The 14,308-nt window shown below is 72.3% G+C and carries 14 protein-coding genes and 1 pseudogene; 9 read left to right on the forward strand and 6 right to left on the reverse strand.

The annotated features are described in order from the left end of the window. Positions 1-12: 12 nt before the first annotated feature. The 3 genes from UQW22_RS09055 to UQW22_RS09065 are packed head-to-tail and all read left to right on the forward strand — an operon-like array spanning position 13 to position 4,356. Entirely contained in the window at positions 13-396 is a 384-nt protein-coding gene (locus tag UQW22_RS09055) for a cold-shock protein (protein ID WP_407320763.1), read from the forward strand. 13 nt (positions 397-409) lie between these two features. After that, on the forward strand, positions 410-1,276 hold the full coding sequence (locus UQW22_RS09060) for a DUF3027 domain-containing protein (protein WP_407320610.1): 867 nt from the start codon (positions 410-412) through the stop codon (positions 1,274-1,276). Then, positions 1,273-4,356 (forward strand): sacsin N-terminal ATP-binding-like domain-containing protein, encoded by a 3,084-nt coding sequence (locus UQW22_RS09065; protein ID WP_407320612.1) that lies wholly within the window; start codon positions 1,273-1,275, stop codon positions 4,354-4,356. The genes UQW22_RS09060 and UQW22_RS09065 overlap by 4 nt, the downstream gene beginning before the upstream one ends. A 43-nt stretch (positions 4,357-4,399) precedes the next feature. Here the strand turns inward: UQW22_RS09065 and UQW22_RS09070 are convergent, their stop codons facing one another. Then, complete coding sequence (locus UQW22_RS09070) at positions 4,400-5,020, reverse strand: TetR/AcrR family transcriptional regulator (RefSeq protein ID WP_407320613.1); 621 nt, start codon at positions 5,018-5,020, stop codon at positions 4,400-4,402. A gap of 170 nt (positions 5,021-5,190) precedes the next feature. On the opposite strand from UQW22_RS09070, the pseudogene UQW22_RS09075 reads away from it, so the two are divergent. Beyond that, positions 5,191-5,676, forward strand: a pseudogene (locus tag UQW22_RS09075) (SDR family NAD(P)-dependent oxidoreductase); the annotation flags it as partial. A gap of 376 nt (positions 5,677-6,052) precedes the next feature. On the opposite strand, the gene UQW22_RS09080 reads toward UQW22_RS09075, so the two are convergent. Then, on the reverse strand, positions 6,053-6,304 hold the full coding sequence (locus tag UQW22_RS09080; RefSeq protein ID WP_407320614.1) for a DUF2530 domain-containing protein: 252 nt from the start codon (positions 6,302-6,304) through the stop codon (positions 6,053-6,055). A gap of 107 nt (positions 6,305-6,411) precedes the next feature. On the opposite strand from UQW22_RS09080, the gene tagD reads away from it, so the two are divergent. The 3 genes from tagD to rfbB are packed head-to-tail and all read left to right on the forward strand — an operon-like array spanning position 6,412 to position 9,298. Then, complete coding sequence (gene tagD, locus UQW22_RS09085) at positions 6,412-6,804, forward strand: glycerol-3-phosphate cytidylyltransferase (protein ID WP_407320615.1); 393 nt, start codon at positions 6,412-6,414, stop codon at positions 6,802-6,804. Between the two features lie 41 nt (positions 6,805-6,845). Beyond that, complete coding sequence (locus UQW22_RS09090) at positions 6,846-8,300, forward strand: NCS2 family permease (protein ID WP_407320616.1); 1,455 nt, start codon at positions 6,846-6,848, stop codon at positions 8,298-8,300. A gap of 2 nt (positions 8,301-8,302) precedes the next feature. After that, complete coding sequence (gene rfbB / locus UQW22_RS09095; protein ID WP_407320617.1) at positions 8,303-9,298, forward strand: dTDP-glucose 4,6-dehydratase; 996 nt, start codon at positions 8,303-8,305, stop codon at positions 9,296-9,298. Positions 9,299-9,302: 4 nt separating this feature from the next. Here the strand turns inward: rfbB and UQW22_RS09100 are convergent, their stop codons facing one another. Then, positions 9,303-9,920, reverse strand: coding sequence for a dTDP-4-dehydrorhamnose 3,5-epimerase family protein (locus tag UQW22_RS09100; RefSeq protein ID WP_407320619.1), 618 nt, complete (start codon positions 9,918-9,920; stop codon positions 9,303-9,305). Between the two features lie 49 nt (positions 9,921-9,969). Between UQW22_RS09100 and rfbD the strand changes: the two genes are divergently transcribed. Then, positions 9,970-10,833 carry a dTDP-4-dehydrorhamnose reductase gene (rfbD, locus tag UQW22_RS09105; RefSeq protein WP_407320620.1) on the forward strand — a complete coding sequence of 288 codons (864 nt, stop codon included), beginning with the start codon at positions 9,970-9,972 and terminating at the stop codon, positions 10,831-10,833. A gap of 45 nt (positions 10,834-10,878) precedes the next feature. Here rfbD and UQW22_RS09110 read toward each other — a convergent pair whose 3' ends face one another. The 3 genes from UQW22_RS09110 to UQW22_RS09120 form a co-directional block, all read right to left on the reverse strand. Then, positions 10,879-11,073, reverse strand: a complete 195-nt coding sequence (locus UQW22_RS09110; RefSeq protein ID WP_407320764.1) for a winged helix-turn-helix domain-containing protein — start codon at positions 11,071-11,073, stop codon at positions 10,879-10,881. A gap of 105 nt (positions 11,074-11,178) precedes the next feature. After that, positions 11,179-12,042 (reverse strand): glucose-1-phosphate thymidylyltransferase RfbA, encoded by an 864-nt coding sequence (gene rfbA, locus UQW22_RS09115; protein ID WP_407320621.1) that lies wholly within the window; start codon positions 12,040-12,042, stop codon positions 11,179-11,181. 120 nt (positions 12,043-12,162) lie between these two features. Beyond that, positions 12,163-12,531 (reverse strand): hypothetical protein, encoded by a 369-nt coding sequence (locus UQW22_RS09120; RefSeq protein ID WP_407320622.1) that lies wholly within the window; start codon positions 12,529-12,531, stop codon positions 12,163-12,165. Between the two features lie 113 nt (positions 12,532-12,644). On the opposite strand from UQW22_RS09120, the gene UQW22_RS09125 reads away from it, so the two are divergent. After that, on the forward strand, positions 12,645-14,273 hold the full coding sequence (locus tag UQW22_RS09125; protein ID WP_407320623.1) for a DUF2142 domain-containing protein: 1,629 nt from the start codon (positions 12,645-12,647) through the stop codon (positions 14,271-14,273). Positions 14,274-14,308: the final 35 nt, after the last annotated feature.

Here is a 14,308-nt window from a genome sequence, read left to right on the forward strand (position 1 = left end):
GAAGAGGTCCAGGTGCCAACCGGCAAGGTCAAGTGGTACGACGCGGAGCGCGGGTTCGGTTTCATCGCCAACGACGACGGCGGTGAGGTCTTCCTGCACGTTTCGGCGCTGCCCGCGGACGTCCCGAGCCCCAAGCCGGGCACACGGGTCGACTTCGGCGTGGCGGACGGGCGTCGTGGACCGTCCGCGCTGTCGGTGACCCTGCTCGACCCGCAGCCGTCGGTGGTGAAGGCCAAGCGTCGGCCGCCGTCGGAGCTCGCGGGCATCGTGGAGGACCTCATCCGGGTGCTCGACCGCACGGGCGACCAGCTCAAGCGCGGCAAGTATCCCGAGGGCGAGGCCGGCAAGCGCGTCGCCACCATGCTCCGTGCCGTCGCCGACAACCTCGATTCCTGAGAGCGAGACGATCATGGCAACCGCCGACGCGCCCGCGAGGGCACGCCGCGTGAGCTCGCGTGCCCGGAACGACGCCGTCCTGCTGGGCGCCGTCGAGTTCGCGCGCGCCGCGGCGCTGGACGTCGCCTCATCGCCGGACGACGTCGGTGAGCACCTGGGCACGGTCGCCGAGGGTGAGCGGCTCATGTCGCACCGGTTCGCGGCCGGCATGAAGGGCTACCAGGGCTGGCACTGGACGGTCACGCTGGCCCGCGTGCCGCGCGGCCGGTCCGCGACCGTGTGCGAGGTCGAGCTGCTGCCCGGTGACGACGCGATCCTGGCACCGGAGTGGGTCCCGTGGTCGGAGCGGCTGCGACCCGGTGACGTCCGCCCGGGCGACACCCTGCCGTTCCGTGCCGACGACCCGCGCCTGGAGCCCGGCTGGACGCCGACCGGCGACGAGGAGCTGGACGGGGTCGCGATCGACGAGCTCGCCCTGGCCCGTCAGCGGGTGCTCTCCCCGCAGGGCCGCGACGAGGCCGCCGATCGGTGGTACCGCGGCTCGCGCGGCCCGACCGCGCCCGGTGCCGTCGCCTCGCCGGCCGGGTGCACGACGTGCGGGTTCCTCGTGCCGCTCCAGGGCCCGCTGGGTCAGCTCTTCGGGGTGTGCGCGAACGAGTGGTCGCCCGACGACGGCAAGGTGGTCTCGCTCGACCACGGCTGCGGCGCCCACTCGGAGACGGACGTGAGCCGCCGCCGGACCGACTGGCCGGCGCCCGCCCCCCTGATCGACGAGTCGTCGATCGAGCGGGTCGCGGTCCCGGGGACCGGTCCCGGGCAGACCGAGCCGTCGGCGGGGCAGGAGTCCGGCGACGTGGCGGAAGGCAACGGGATCGCGTGACGGAAGACGTCTTCGGGACCGCCGCGCTGCGGCACGCGGTCGCGGAGGCGTGGCTCGGGTCCGCCACCCGCTTCCGTGAGGACGCGAACTCGGAGGAGGACCACGCCCGCGGCCACTACCGCGACCGTGTCGTCGTCGAGCTGCTGCAGAACGCGGCCGACGCCGCGGCGCGCGCCGGTGTGCGGGGCCACGCCCTCGTCCGTCTCGAGCCCGCCGAGCGCCGCCTCGTGGTGGCGAACACGGGTGCCACGCTGGACGCCGACGGTGTGGCGTCGCTCGCCTCGCTGCGCGCCTCCGCGAAGTCCGGGCCGGGCCAGGTGGGCCGCTTCGGCGTGGGGTTCGCCGCGGTGCGTTCGGTGTCCGACGACGTGGCGGTGCGTTCGCGCTCGGGCGGCGTGCGCTTCTCGGCGATGGCGACGCGCGAGTTCCTGGCCAAGCTGACCGCGGACGCTCCGACGGGTGCCGAGCGGCTCGCCGCGGACGTCGCGGCGCGTGGCGACGACCTGCCGGTGCTGCGCCTGCCGGTGGAGGCGCCGCCGCTGCCCGCCGACGCCGAGCACGACACGGTGGTCGAGCTGGAGCTGCGCGACGACGCGGCGCTCGCCTCGGTGTGCGCACAGCTCGACGGTCTGGACGACGTGCTGCTGCTCGCGTTCCCCGCCCTCGACACGGTCACCGTGAGCATCATGAGCATGGAGGGCTCGGCTCCTGGCGTCACGGACGCAGACACGCGGCACCTGTCGGGCCAGAGCTCGCGCCCGCGGAGGACGGAGACGGGCCGGTTCGAGGAGGCCGACGTCGCGGACCTGCCGCGCGAGCACCGGCGGCTCGACTGGTCGCTCACCTGGGCGCTCGTGCCCGACGACGGCCCCCCGGACGGTTCCCGGCGCCGCGTCCTGCATGCGCCCACCCCGACCGACGTCGCGCTCGACCTGCCGGCCGTCCTGCTGGCCACGTTCCCCGTGGACGCGGGGCGGCGTCACGTGCTGCCCTGCCCGGCGACCGACCGGCTGGCCGAGGCCGCCGGCCGGGAGTACGCGGCCCTGCTGGGCGACGTGGCCCGCGAGCAGGAGCGCGCCGACGGCGCGGACGGTGCGGAGAACGGCGGCGCGGCCGGCGTGCTCGGCCTCGTGCCCACCGGGCTGCCCGCGTCCGAGCTCGATGCGGCGATCCGCTCGGCGGCCGTCGACGCCCTGCGCACCACCCCCGTGCTGGACGGCGGCGTCGCACCGGTGGACGCCCTCGCGATCGCGGGCGGACCCGGTGAGGACCCGGCGCTCGTCGCGGCGCTGGCGCCGGTGCTTCCCGGGATCGTCACCGTCGCTGCGGCCCACCAGGCCGTGGTGCGGTCGCTGGGTGCCACGGTCGCCACGCTCGCGGACATCGTCGACGACCTTCCCTCAGGGCTGCCCGCCGCTCGCTGGCACGAGCTGCTGACCGCTCTCGAGCCGCACGCCGCCGAGCCGGGGGTGCTCGAGGCGCTCGCCGGCGCCCGCATCCCGCTGGCGGACGGCCGGGTCGCGGGCGTGCGGGGAGCGGTGGTGCTGCCCGAGTCCGCGGACGACGGCGACGAGGCCTCCCTCGCCGCGACCGCCCGCGCCCTGGGGCTGCGGGTGGTGCACCCGGACGCCACGCACCCGTTGCTGCTGCGTGCCGGGGCCGTGGCGACGGACCCGCGCCGGCTCCTGCACGACCAGGAGGTGCGGGACATCTCGCTCGCCGCCGCCGAGGCCGTCCTCGACGACGGCGGCGACGACGGTGCCCTGGAGCTGGTCAGCCACGCCCTCGCCCTCGTACGCCTGGCGGGGGGCACCGACGTGCCGTTCTGGACCGGCGAGCTGCCCGTCCCGACGGGCGACGGCGAGACGGTCGCGCTGCGCGAGGCCGTGCTGCCCGGCACATGGGCTGCCGAGCTGTTCACGGGGCTGGCGCCCGTCGCCCCCGAGTTCGTCGCCCGGTACAGCGCGCCCGTCCTCGCCGCCGCCGGTGCGCGGACCGAGCCCGCCGTGTACACCGTGGCGGACGTCGTCACGCCCGACGAGGACGACCCTGACCTGGGCGAGGGTGACGACCACGGTGCCGACCAGGGGCCGGACGACCCGTCCGGGTGGCTCGCCGGGTGGTCGGACTACCTGGACGTGCTCACGGCACGGTTCGGCGGGGGCGTCGGTCTCGGTGACCTGGTGGCCGTGGCCGACCTCGACGCCGTCGGCGACGACGCCTGGCCGAGCGTGCTCTCCCGGCTCTCGTCCGACCCGGACGCCCGGCACGCCCTGCTCGCACCCGTGCGCAACGGTCGCGCCGCCGCGCCGTCGTACACCGCGTGGTGGCTGCGCCGACGGTTCGGTGCGCCCTTCGCCCTGCACGACGGCGTGCCCCTCCTGCCCGCCGCACCGCGCGCCCTGGCCGGTCTCGACATCGCGACACGACGCGCTCTCGGGGGTGTGGAGGCTCTCACGGACCTCGACGCCGAGGACTGGCCGGCCGCCCTCGACCGGCTGCCCGCCGCCGGGTCGAGCCTTCCCCTGCGCGACGCCCTGGTCGTGTGGCGCGGGCTGGCGCGGCTCTCCGCCCGGCTCGACCCCGCGGACCGCTCCTCGGCCCTCGACCCCCTGCCGGACCGCCTGCCCGCGCTCGACGCGAGCGACGTCGTCGTGCACCGGGCTGACGACGTCGAGGTGGCCGGGACCGCCCGCTGGGCCGCCCTCGGGGCGGTGCTGCCGGCGCCGGCGGCCGACGCCGAGGCGCTGGCCGACCTGCTCGACCTGCCGCTGGCCGGCGAGGGTGGCCTGCCGGCCCCCGACATGCCTGGCGTCGAGCGCGAGCTGGACCCGCGCCTGGCGGCGCTGGACCACCGGATGCCGACGACCTGGTACGAGCACGAGCGCCTGTCCGTGGCCGGCCGTCCCGTGCCCTGGTGGGTCGAGGCGAACGGGCGGGTGCACGCGACGTCGGTGGCCGGCCTGGCCGCGGGCATCGCCGACGTGCTCGGCCGCCCGGACCGGACCGTGCTGGTGAGCGCCCTGCTCGCGGACCCGGACCGCGCCGTCGCGCTCTGGGCGACGACCGCCTGGGGGTAGAGCGACGGGTCGAGGCCTTCGTGCGGCGCCACCCGTCGACCGGTCAAGCGGCGGCGTAGCGGGCGACGGCGGTGCGGACGGCCTCGTCGACCACCTGATCGACGCGCTCGGCGCTCACCTCCCAGTCCGGCACCAGGAGTGCCGGCCAGAAGACGTAGTTGGAGATCATGCCCAGGAACTGGGTGGCGGCGAGATCCGCGTCGTCGACCCGAACCGTTCCTGCCTCGTGCTCCGCCAGCAGGTAGCCGCGTACGGACTCGAAGTAGGGCATCTTCCCCTGGGCGAACTGCGCCTGGGCCAGCTCGGGGAAGCGTGGGCGCTCGGCGATGACGATCCGGAAGAGGTCGGTCATCTGCGGGCGACTCAACAGTGCGGCGTACCGGCGACCGATGGTGGTGAGACCGTCGACGACGTCGCCCGCCGACGGCGGATCCTCCTCGGTCGCGGTCGACCAGGACTCGGTGACGATGGCGTCGAACAGGGCGGCCTTGGTCCGGAACTGCTTGAACAGGGTGGCTCGGGAGACGCCTGAGCGCTCCGCGATCCGCGCCAGCGACGTCCGGTCGTAGCCCCGATCGAGGAAGAGCTCGGTCGCGGCTGTCACGATCAGTGCACGTTTCTCCTGGGCGACCCGCTGGTGGTACTCCGACAGGGCGTTGTTCATGGGTAGAGGCATGAGGTGAGTGGCTTGACTCGCCTCAGCTCGAGACCTAGCGTCGATGTCCTGGTGAGTCGATCGGATCACCACCTGGCCCCGGTCGACCACGGATCCCGGTCGGTCGTCCCTCGAGTGAGGAACCCCTGACGACCCGCTTCGACAACCAGACAGTGCTCGTGACCGGCGGTCAGGGCTCGAGCCACGTCCGCGCCCTCCACGCGGAGGGGGCGAACGTGGTCATCGGAGGCCTCGACGCCGACCGCGGCACCGCTCTCGCCGACGAGCTCGGGGACAGCACTCGCTTCGCCCGCCTCGACGTCAGGAACGAGGGTTCGTGGGCGGCCGCTGTGGAGGCTGCCGAGAGCACCTTCGGTGCCCTGAACGTGCTCGTCAACAACGCCGGCGTCCAGAATCCGCCGGCGCTGATCGAGGACACGGACCAGGCGACGTGGTCGCGCATCCTCGACGTCAACGTCAGCGGGACGTTCCTCGGGATCAAGGTCGCCGCTCCCGCTCTGCGCCGTGCGGCGGGTGGAGCCGTCGTCAACATCGCGTCGACCATGGCCCTGGGCGGCACAGCACGCTACGCGCCCTACGTCGCCAGCAAGTGGGCCGTGCGAGGGTTCACCCGGACGGCGGCCCTCGAGCTCGGTCGTGACAACATCCCCGTGAACAGCATCCACCCCGGCGTGATCGCGACCCCCCCTCATCCACGAACCAGCAGCCGGCGCCACCGCCGCGATCGCCGACTTCTACTCACCCGCGCCGTTCGCCGTCCCCCGGCTCGGCGAGCCGAACGATGTCACCCGGCTTCTCCTGTTCCTCACGTCGTCGGAGGCGTCGTTCATCACCGGCGCGGAGTACGTCATCGACGGTGGGCTCTCCCTCGGCCCCGCCCTTCAGGCCGAGACCGCATGGGCACGTCGGACACGATCAGGTCGGACGGCTCCGCACCGGACGCGTCACTGTCCCACCTGCCCCAAGCCATCCGACGATTCTTCTACCGAGCCGCCGGCGCGACCTAGGCCAGTCCTCGAGCTAGTCCGCGGGATCGTCGCGGTGGCGGCGCGCCCAGAGCAGGCCGAGACCTCCCAGGGCGATGCCGGCGAGGCACACGGCGACGGCGTCGGCGGTGGGCTGGCCGGCCAGGGCCAGGACGCTCGTCACCACCAGGGCGACCGACCAGACGATGATGCCGAGCAGGATGACGCGCCGCAGGTCGACGCGCTCGGGCGGGGGCGTCGGGCGGCGTCGCTCCGGGTGGAGCAGCAGCGACATCACGGTGGGCACGGGTCGATCGTACGTCGGCGCGTGTCGCCGCAGGTGACCCCGCGCGGCGTAGGATGAACGCGCGACGAACGCTGCGCGGCGTGACGGTTACGACGAGGGACGAGGGCATGAAGCGAGTCATCACCTACGGCACCTACGACCTGCTGCACTACGGGCACATCGAGCTGCTCCGCAGGGCGCGTGCACTCGGTGACTACCTGATCGTCGCGCTGTCGACGGACGAGTTCAACGCGGGCAAGGGCAAGAAGTCCTACTTCTCGTTCGAGGACCGCCGCCGCATGCTCGAGGCCATCCGGCACGTGGACCTCGTCATCCCGGAGAACACCTGGGAGCAGAAGGCCGAGGACATCAAGCTCTACCACGTCGACACGTTCGTCATCGGCGACGACTGGGCGGGCAAGTTCGACGAGCTCAAGGAGCACTGCGAGGTCGTCTACCTCGAGCGGACGCCCGAGATCTCCACCACACAGATCAAGGCGGGCCTGGCTTCCAAGGCCTGAGCCTCCCCAGCACCTTCACGGCTCTGGCACCATAGGTGCTCATGGCCAACCAGACCAGCGCGCCCACTCAGGGGTCCAGCGCGATCGACCGGTTCTTCAAGATCACCGAACGCGGTTCGACCGTGGGCAGAGAGGTCCGGGGCGGTCTCGTCACGTTCTTCGCGATGAGCTACATCGTCGTGCTCAACCCGCTCATCATCGGCACGGTGCAGGACGGCACGGGGCAGTTCCTCGGTGGGGGAGACGCGCCGAACCTCGGGATGGTCGCCGCCGCGACGGCGCTCGTCGCGGGTGTGGTGACCATCGCGATGGGCCTGGCCGCGAACTTCCCGCTCGCGCTGGCGGCGGGCCTCGGCCTGAACGCCGTCGTCGCCTACTCGATCGCGAGCCTGCCGGACGTCACGTGGGCGGACGCGATGGGCCTGGTGGTCATCGAGGGCCTGATCATCCTCGTCCTGGTGCTCACCGGCTTCCGCGAGGCTGTGTTCAACGCGGTGCCGCTGGAGCTCAAGACGGCGATCAGCGTGGGTATCGGCCTGTTCATCGCTCTCATCGGGTTCGTCAACGCGGGCTTCGTGGTGCCGGGGGACGGCACTCCTGTCGCACTCGGCTACCTCGGCACGTGGCCGATCCTCGTGTTCGTGGTGGGTCTGCTGCTGGTCATCGTCCTGTTCGTGCGCAAGGTGCGCGGGGCGATGTTCATCGCCATCGCCGCCGCCACGGTGCTCGCCGTCATCCTCGAGAACACGCTCGACATCGGTGCCAAGGCGCCCGACGGTTCCAACCCGAACGGCTTCAACCTCAACGCCCCCACGTGGGACGGCATCGCGACGGTGCCCGACTTCGGTCTGCTCGGGCAGTTCTCGCTGCTGGGTTCGTTCGAGTCGATCGCCGTCGTCACCGTCCTGCTGCTGGTGTTCTCGCTGCTCATCGCGGACTTCTTCGACACGATGGGCACGATGGTCGCCGTCGGGGCCGAGGCGAAGCTGCTCGACGCGAAGGGCAACCCGCCCAAGACCCGCCAGATCCTGGTGGTCGACTCGCTCGGCGCCGTGGCCGGCGGCATGGGCTCGGTCTCCTCCAACACGGCGTACGTCGAGTCGACGTCCGGCGTCGGCGACGGCGCACGCACCGGTCTGGCCTCCGTGGTCACGGGGCTGGCGTTCCTCGCCGCGACGTTCCTGTCCCCGCTGGTCGCCCTCGTGCCGTACGAGGCGGCGGCACCGGCGCTCGTGTTCGTCGGCTACCTCATGATGATGCAGGTCGCGGCGATCTCCTGGAAGAACGTGGAGATCGCCATCCCGGCGTTCCTCACCATCGTCATCATGCCTTTCACCTACTCGATCGCGGACGGCATCGGCGCGGGTTTCATCGCGTTCGTCGTCATCAAGCTGGCGCTCGGCAAGGTCCGGCAGATCCACTGGCTGATGTGGGTGTCGTCGTTGGCCTTCCTCGCGTACTTCCTCCTGGAGCCGCTGGAGTCGGTGATCGGCTGATCATGCGGGTCCTCGTCACCGGCGGTGCCGGTTTCATCGGTGCGAACTTCGTGCACCAGACGGTGCGTGAGCGCCCCGAGGTGCGGGTCACGGTCCTGGACGCGTTGACGTACGCGGGGGATCGTTCGTCTCTGGACCCGGTGGCCGATGAGGTCGCGTTCGTGGAGGGTTCGGTTGCTGATGCGGCGTTGGTGGACCGGTTGGTGGGCGAGGCGGACGTGGTGGTGCACTTCGCCGCGGAGTCGCACAACGACAACTCGTTGAACGACCCGTCACCGTTCGTGCAGACGAACCTGGTGGGGACGTTCACGCTGCTGGAGGCCGTGCGGAAGCACGGTGTGCGGTTCCACCACATCTCGACCGACGAGGTGTACGGGGATCTGGAGCTGGACGATCCGGCGAAGTTCACGGCGCAGACGCCGTACAACCCGTCGAGCCCGTACTCGTCGACCAAGGCGGGTTCGGATCTGATGGTGCGGGCGTGGGTGCGGTCGTTCGGTGTGCGGGCGACGATCTCGAACTGCTCGAACAACTATGGGCCGTATCAGCATGTCGAGAAGTTCATCCCGCGGCAGATCACGAACCTGATCGACGGGGTGCGTCCCAAGCTGTATGGCGCGGGGTTGAACGTGCGGGACTGGATCCATGTCGAGGACCACAACGCGGCGGTGTGGGCGATCATCGACCGCGGGCAGATCGGCGAGACGTACCTGATCGGGGCCGACGGGGAGGCGAACAACCTGCAGGTCGTGCGGACGCTTCTCGAGGTCTTCGGCCGTGACACCGACGACTTCGACCACGTCAGCGACCGGCCGGGCCATGACATGCGGTACGCGATCGACGCCAGCCGTTTGCGCGAGGAGCTGGGCTGGGCGCCGCGGTTCACGGACTTCCGTGCCGGGTTGGAGTCCACCGTGCAGTGGTATCGCGAGAACGAGGCGTGGTGGCGGTCCGTCAAGGCGGCTGTCGAGGCGAAGTACGCCCAGAGCGGCCGGTAGCTCCTCAGCCGCCCAGGCCGGCGACGTAGGCGCTGACCGCGTCGAAGGACGGCAGGAGGCCCTGGTGATCGGCCTCGGGAAGTGTCGGTGCGCCGGTGTCCTTGTCCGAGAGCCGTGGGGTCAGGGGCGAGCCGTCGCGGGCGGTCGTGGGCCACTCGATACCCACGGTCGGATCGAGCGGGTGGATGCCGTGCTCGCGTTCCGGTGCGTAGCCCGACGAGCACAGGTACAGGACGGTCGAGTCGTCCTGCAGGGACATGAAGGCGTGCCCGAGGCCCTCGCCGAGGTAGACGGCTCGCCGGTCGGTGTCGTCGAGCAGCACGGAGTCCCACCGGCCGAAGGTCGGCGAGCCGACGCGGATGTCGACCACGACGTCGAGCACCGCACCCTGGGCGCAGGTGACGTACTTGGCCTGGCCCGGGGGGACGTCGGCGAAGTGGATGCCGCGCAGCACGCCGGCGGCCGAGACGGAGCAGTTGGCCTGGGCCAGGTCCAGCGGGTGCCCTACGGCCTCGGCGAACGGCCCGGCCTTGAACCACTCGAGAAACACCCCGCGCGGGTCGCCGAACAGCCTCGGGGTGACCTCGAACGCGCCGGGAACGGACAGCTCACGGATCTGCACTGGGCGGCCTTCCGGTCGGGGAACGGTGTCGCGCCCTAGGATGCTACGCGTGAACACCCTGGCGCGGTCCGGACCCTGGGTGGTCGTGGGCGCCTCGGGGATGCTCGGCACTGATCTGATCGAGCTGCTGGCCTCGCGGGGCAGCGACGTCACGGGTCTGCGCCGCGCGGACCTCGACGTGACCGACGCCGAAGCCGCCCGCCGAGCGTTCGTCGGTGCCGCCGTCGTCGTCAACTGTGCGGCGTGGACCGCGGTGGACGACGCCGAGGAGCATGAGGCCGAGGCGTTCGTCGTGAACGCCACAGGTGCGGCGAACTTGGCGCGGGCGGCGCACGCGGCCGGTGCCAGGTTCGTCCACGTCTCGACCGACTACGTGTTCGACGGTGACGCCCATGAGCCGTACGCCGAGGACGCGCCCCTTGCGCCACGGTCCGCCTACGGGCGCACCAAGGCCGCGGGCGAATGGGGCGTGCGGGCCGAGGCGCCGGACCACCTCATCGTGCGCACGGCGTGGCTCTACGGCGCGCACGGCGGCTGCTTCCCGAAGACCATGGCGCGCCTGGCCGCCGAGCGCGACCAGCTCGCCGTCGTCGACGACCAGGTCGGCCAACCGACCTGGACGCGCGACCTGGCGGAGCTCATCGTGCGGCTGGTCGACGCCGACGCCCCGGCCGGGACGTATCACGGGACGTCGTCGGGTCGGACGTCGTGGTTCGGCTTCACCCAGCGGATCGTCGTGACCGCCGGCTACGACACGACCGTGGAGCCGACCACGAGCGAGAACTTCCCTCGCCCGGCCCCGCGTCCGGCCTACTCGGTCCTCGGCCACGACTCCCTGCGCGCGGCGGGCGTCGCACCGATCGGCGACTGGGCCGAACGCTGGGACGCCGCGGCACCCGAGGTGCTGGCGTAGCTCAGTCCGCCAGCAGGCCGAGCAGGTAGGTGCCGTAGCGGTGCGCTATTCGGAAACCGCATTGCTGACGGCTGTCGGACGGTAGAAGGACCCTGCTCCGCGCCGATTGGGGCGCGACGGCTCCAGAATCCCCTCTGCCTCCAGCGTGCGGAGCACCGTGTGGACGTTGCTGGGGGCGGCGCCGACCAGGGAGCCGAGCTCGGTGGAGCTGATCCGCCCTCGCTCTCGGGCGGGCCGGATGCCCCTCGGTCATACTTTCCAGGCTCGCAGCGAGTCCAGATAGGCCTCCACTGCCTCGACGGTGGACAGCACGACCTGCTGCGGCGCACGAGGTGCTCGCGCAGCTCAGTCCTCGAGCAGACCGAGCAGGTAGCTGCCGTAGCCGGACTTCACCAGCTTCTCGCCGCGCACGCGCAGCTCGTCGTCGGACAGGAACCCGCGCCGCCAGGCGACCTCCTCGGGAGAGCCCACCTTGAGACCCTGGCGCTGCTCGACCGTCCGCACGAAGTCTCCGGCGTCGATGAGGGTGTCGAACGTGCCCGTGTCCAACCAGGCTGTGCCGCGGGGCAGCACCTCGACGTGCAGGCGACCCTGGCGCAGGTACTCGTTGTTGACGTCGGTGATCTCGTACTCGCCGCGTGCCGAGGGCTCCAGGCGCCGCGCGATGTCGACGACGTCGTTGCCGTAGAAGTACAGACCCGGCACCGCGTACTTCGACTTCGGATGTGCTGGCTTCTCCTCCAACGAGATGACGCGTCCCGCGTCGTCGAACTCGACCACCCCGTACGCCGACGGCTCCGCGACGCGATAGGCGAAGATCGAGCCGCCGTCCACGTCCGCGAAGCGCTGGAGCTGGTCGCCCAGGCCCTGACCGTAGAAGATGTTGTCACCCAGCACGAGAGCCACCGGGTCGTCCCCGATGAACTCCTCGCCGAGCACGAAAGCCTGTGCCAGCCCGTTCGGCTCGGCCTGCACGGCGTACTCGATCGAGATGCCGAACTGGGACCCGTCGCCGAGCAGACGCCGGAACTGCTCCGCGTCGTGCGGCGTGGTGATCACCAGGACGTCCCGGATACCCGCGAGCATCAGCGTCGAGAGCGGGTAGTAGATCATCGGCTTGTCGAACACCGGCACGAGCTGCTTGCTCACGCCCAGCGTGATCGGGTGCAACCGTGTGCCGGAACCGCCGGCCAGGATGATGCCGCGCATGTGATGGATGGTCTCACGTCCCGTCCCGGACGAGCTCAGCCACCATCGCCGGGACGTGAGGTGCCCGCCCGCCGCGAGCCGCCACGATCGCCGCGGCCCGGGCGGCGGTACTTCGACGGCTCAGCCCGCCAGCCGGTCCTTCGGCACGGACAGGCGGACCTCGTCGTCGACGACGTCGGCGATCTGGCCGGCCTCGACGTACCGGGCGCCGGTGAACACGCCCTTGGCGTCGACACGGAGGAACCCGATCCGCAGCAGGCGCTCCTGCGTGTGCTCGTCGAGCTGGGCGCCCGCGCCGAAGGCGTCGGCCAGCAGGGACAGCGGGTCGTCGGCGCCGGTGTCCAGGCCCTGGCCGCCCGCGGTCACGGCGCCGGCGTCGCCCATGCGCACGGCGTCGACGGTCCCGACCGTCTCCCCGTCGACGTCCACCACCGTCATGCCCTCGGCGACGTGCCGGATCGGGCCTTCTGGTCCAGCGAACTCGGTCATCGGTGCTTCCTCCCTCGTGGCGCTGCTGTTCCTCCGACCGTGGCCCGGAGGACGGCTCGTCGCATCCGGGGAGCCCGACGGCCGTGGACGCCGGCTCCTGGCACACTGTCCCTGTGACGCGTGACACGCCGCCGTGCGAGCGTGCCTACCGCCGCACACTCGCCGTCCTGACGCTCGCTGTGGCGCTGTGGGCCGTGGCGTGGGCCGTGCTGACCCCCGGGTTCCGCTCGCCGGACGAGCAGAACCACCTCAACAGTGCGGTCCGGATCGCCTACGGCGGCGGCTGGCCCGCGCCGGGCGACGCGCACTTCGCGCCCTTCACCGACCAGGCCGTCGCGGAGGCCGCCTACCCCGCCGACCTGCCGGGCCGCTGGCGGTACCGGGACCGCGCGACGCAGTTCGTCGAGCTCACGCCCGTCCCCGCGGACGAGCGCGTGCGCATCAGTGCGGGGAACGCGCTGCCCGCCCCGGGCACGAGCGCCACCGTCGACCAGATGACCCAGCACCCGCCGGCGTACTACGCCCTCGGGGCGGCCGTCCTGCACGCCACCGGGACGGCCGACGCCCGGTGGGACGTCGCGCTGCTGACCCTGCGGCTGCTCGACGTCGCCCTGTTCTCCGCCACCGTCCCGCTCGCGGCGGCGACCGCTCGCCGGCTGACGGGGTCGCGCTCGGCGGCGCTGGTCGCCGCGCCGTTCCCGATGCTGATCCCCCAGGTGGGACACATCATGGGCGCCGCGAACAACGACGCCCTCGTGGTGCTCACCGGTGCCGGCGTCACCTACCTTGCCGCACGCGTGGTCACCGGCGACGCCCGGTGGCGGGTCGCCGTGGCGATCGGTCTCGTCCTCGGCGTCGGGCTGCTCACCAAGGTGATGCTCGCGTTCGCCATCCCCACGGTGGCGCTCGCCTACCTGCTCGCCCCCGGTCCGCGCAGCGCCCCCGCGGGCCCGACGGCGGTCTCCCGCGCCGTGCGAGGGTTCGTCGCTCTGGCGCTCGCCTTCGTCGTCGGCGGCTGGTGGTGGGCGCGCAACTGGATCGTCGACGGCGCCGTGCAGCCGGTCGGGCTGCCGCGCGACTACTCCGGGATGACGCCCGTCCCGGCCGACCAGGTGCTCCCGGACGCGCTCGGGCGCACCGCCCAGGCGTTCTTCGGCAACATCGGTTGGCTGGAGGTGCGTCTGCCCGGCCACCTGGTGGTGCTCGGCTCGGTGCTGCTGATCGGCGCCACGCTGGTCGCCGTCGTCGTCCCCGGGGCGCGGCGCGGCTCCCTGGCGATCGCGCTGCTGCCGGTAGGCCTGGCGGCGGGCGTGATCGTCAACGCGGTCAAGAGCTGGTCCGAGTCGGGCGTGCTCGTCGCGCTGCAGGGCCGGTACGTGTTCGGCGGGCTGACGGCGCTCGCCGCGCTGCTGGCCGTCGCCGTCTGGCAGGCGTGCCGCCGGCGGCGGCGTGCCGTGGCCCTGGCCGTGCCGGTCGCCACCGGGATCGGCGTGCTGGCGGCCGTCGCCGGCCTGGCGTGGGCGTTCGTCGCGATGTACCGGGGGCCGGGGGAGTCGGCGGGCGTCGCGTGGGAGCGCTGGGTCGCGTGGAGTCCGCTGAGCGAGCCGGTGATCGCCGTCGTCCTGGTCGTCACGGTCGTCGGCATGGTGGCCGCGGTGGTCGTCGCGGCCCGCTGGCGAGCACGGCAGCCAGTGGCGCGGGGCGACGTCGTGGAAGTTCAGGCATCAGCCCCTGATGCCTGACTCCCCACGACGCCGACCTGTTCGTCCGCGCTCAA

This window comes from Isoptericola halotolerans, from assembly GCF_045689585.1.
In the GTDB taxonomy this organism is placed as follows: domain Bacteria; phylum Actinomycetota; class Actinomycetes; order Actinomycetales; family Cellulomonadaceae; genus Isoptericola; species Isoptericola halotolerans_B.

Bases quoted from the DNA above. Each gene is read 5' to 3' on its own strand.
- UQW22_RS09060 (WP_407320610.1), top strand. From the start codon at position 410: ATGGCAACCGCCGACGCGCCCGCGAGGGCACGCCGCGTGAGCTCGCGT.
- UQW22_RS09070 (WP_407320613.1), bottom strand. From the start codon at position 5,020: ATGAACAACGCCCTGTCGGAGTACCACCAGCGGGTCGCCCAGGAGAAA.
- tagD (WP_407320615.1), top strand. From the start codon at position 6,412: ATGAAGCGAGTCATCACCTACGGCACCTACGACCTGCTGCACTACGGG.
- UQW22_RS09090 (WP_407320616.1), top strand. From the start codon at position 6,846: ATGGCCAACCAGACCAGCGCGCCCACTCAGGGGTCCAGCGCGATCGAC.
- rfbB (WP_407320617.1), top strand. From the start codon at position 8,303: ATGCGGGTCCTCGTCACCGGCGGTGCCGGTTTCATCGGTGCGAACTTC.
- rfbA (WP_407320621.1), bottom strand. From the start codon at position 12,042: ATGCGCGGCATCATCCTGGCCGGCGGTTCCGGCACACGGTTGCACCCG.
- UQW22_RS09120 (WP_407320622.1), bottom strand. From the start codon at position 12,531: ATGACCGAGTTCGCTGGACCAGAAGGCCCGATCCGGCACGTCGCCGAG.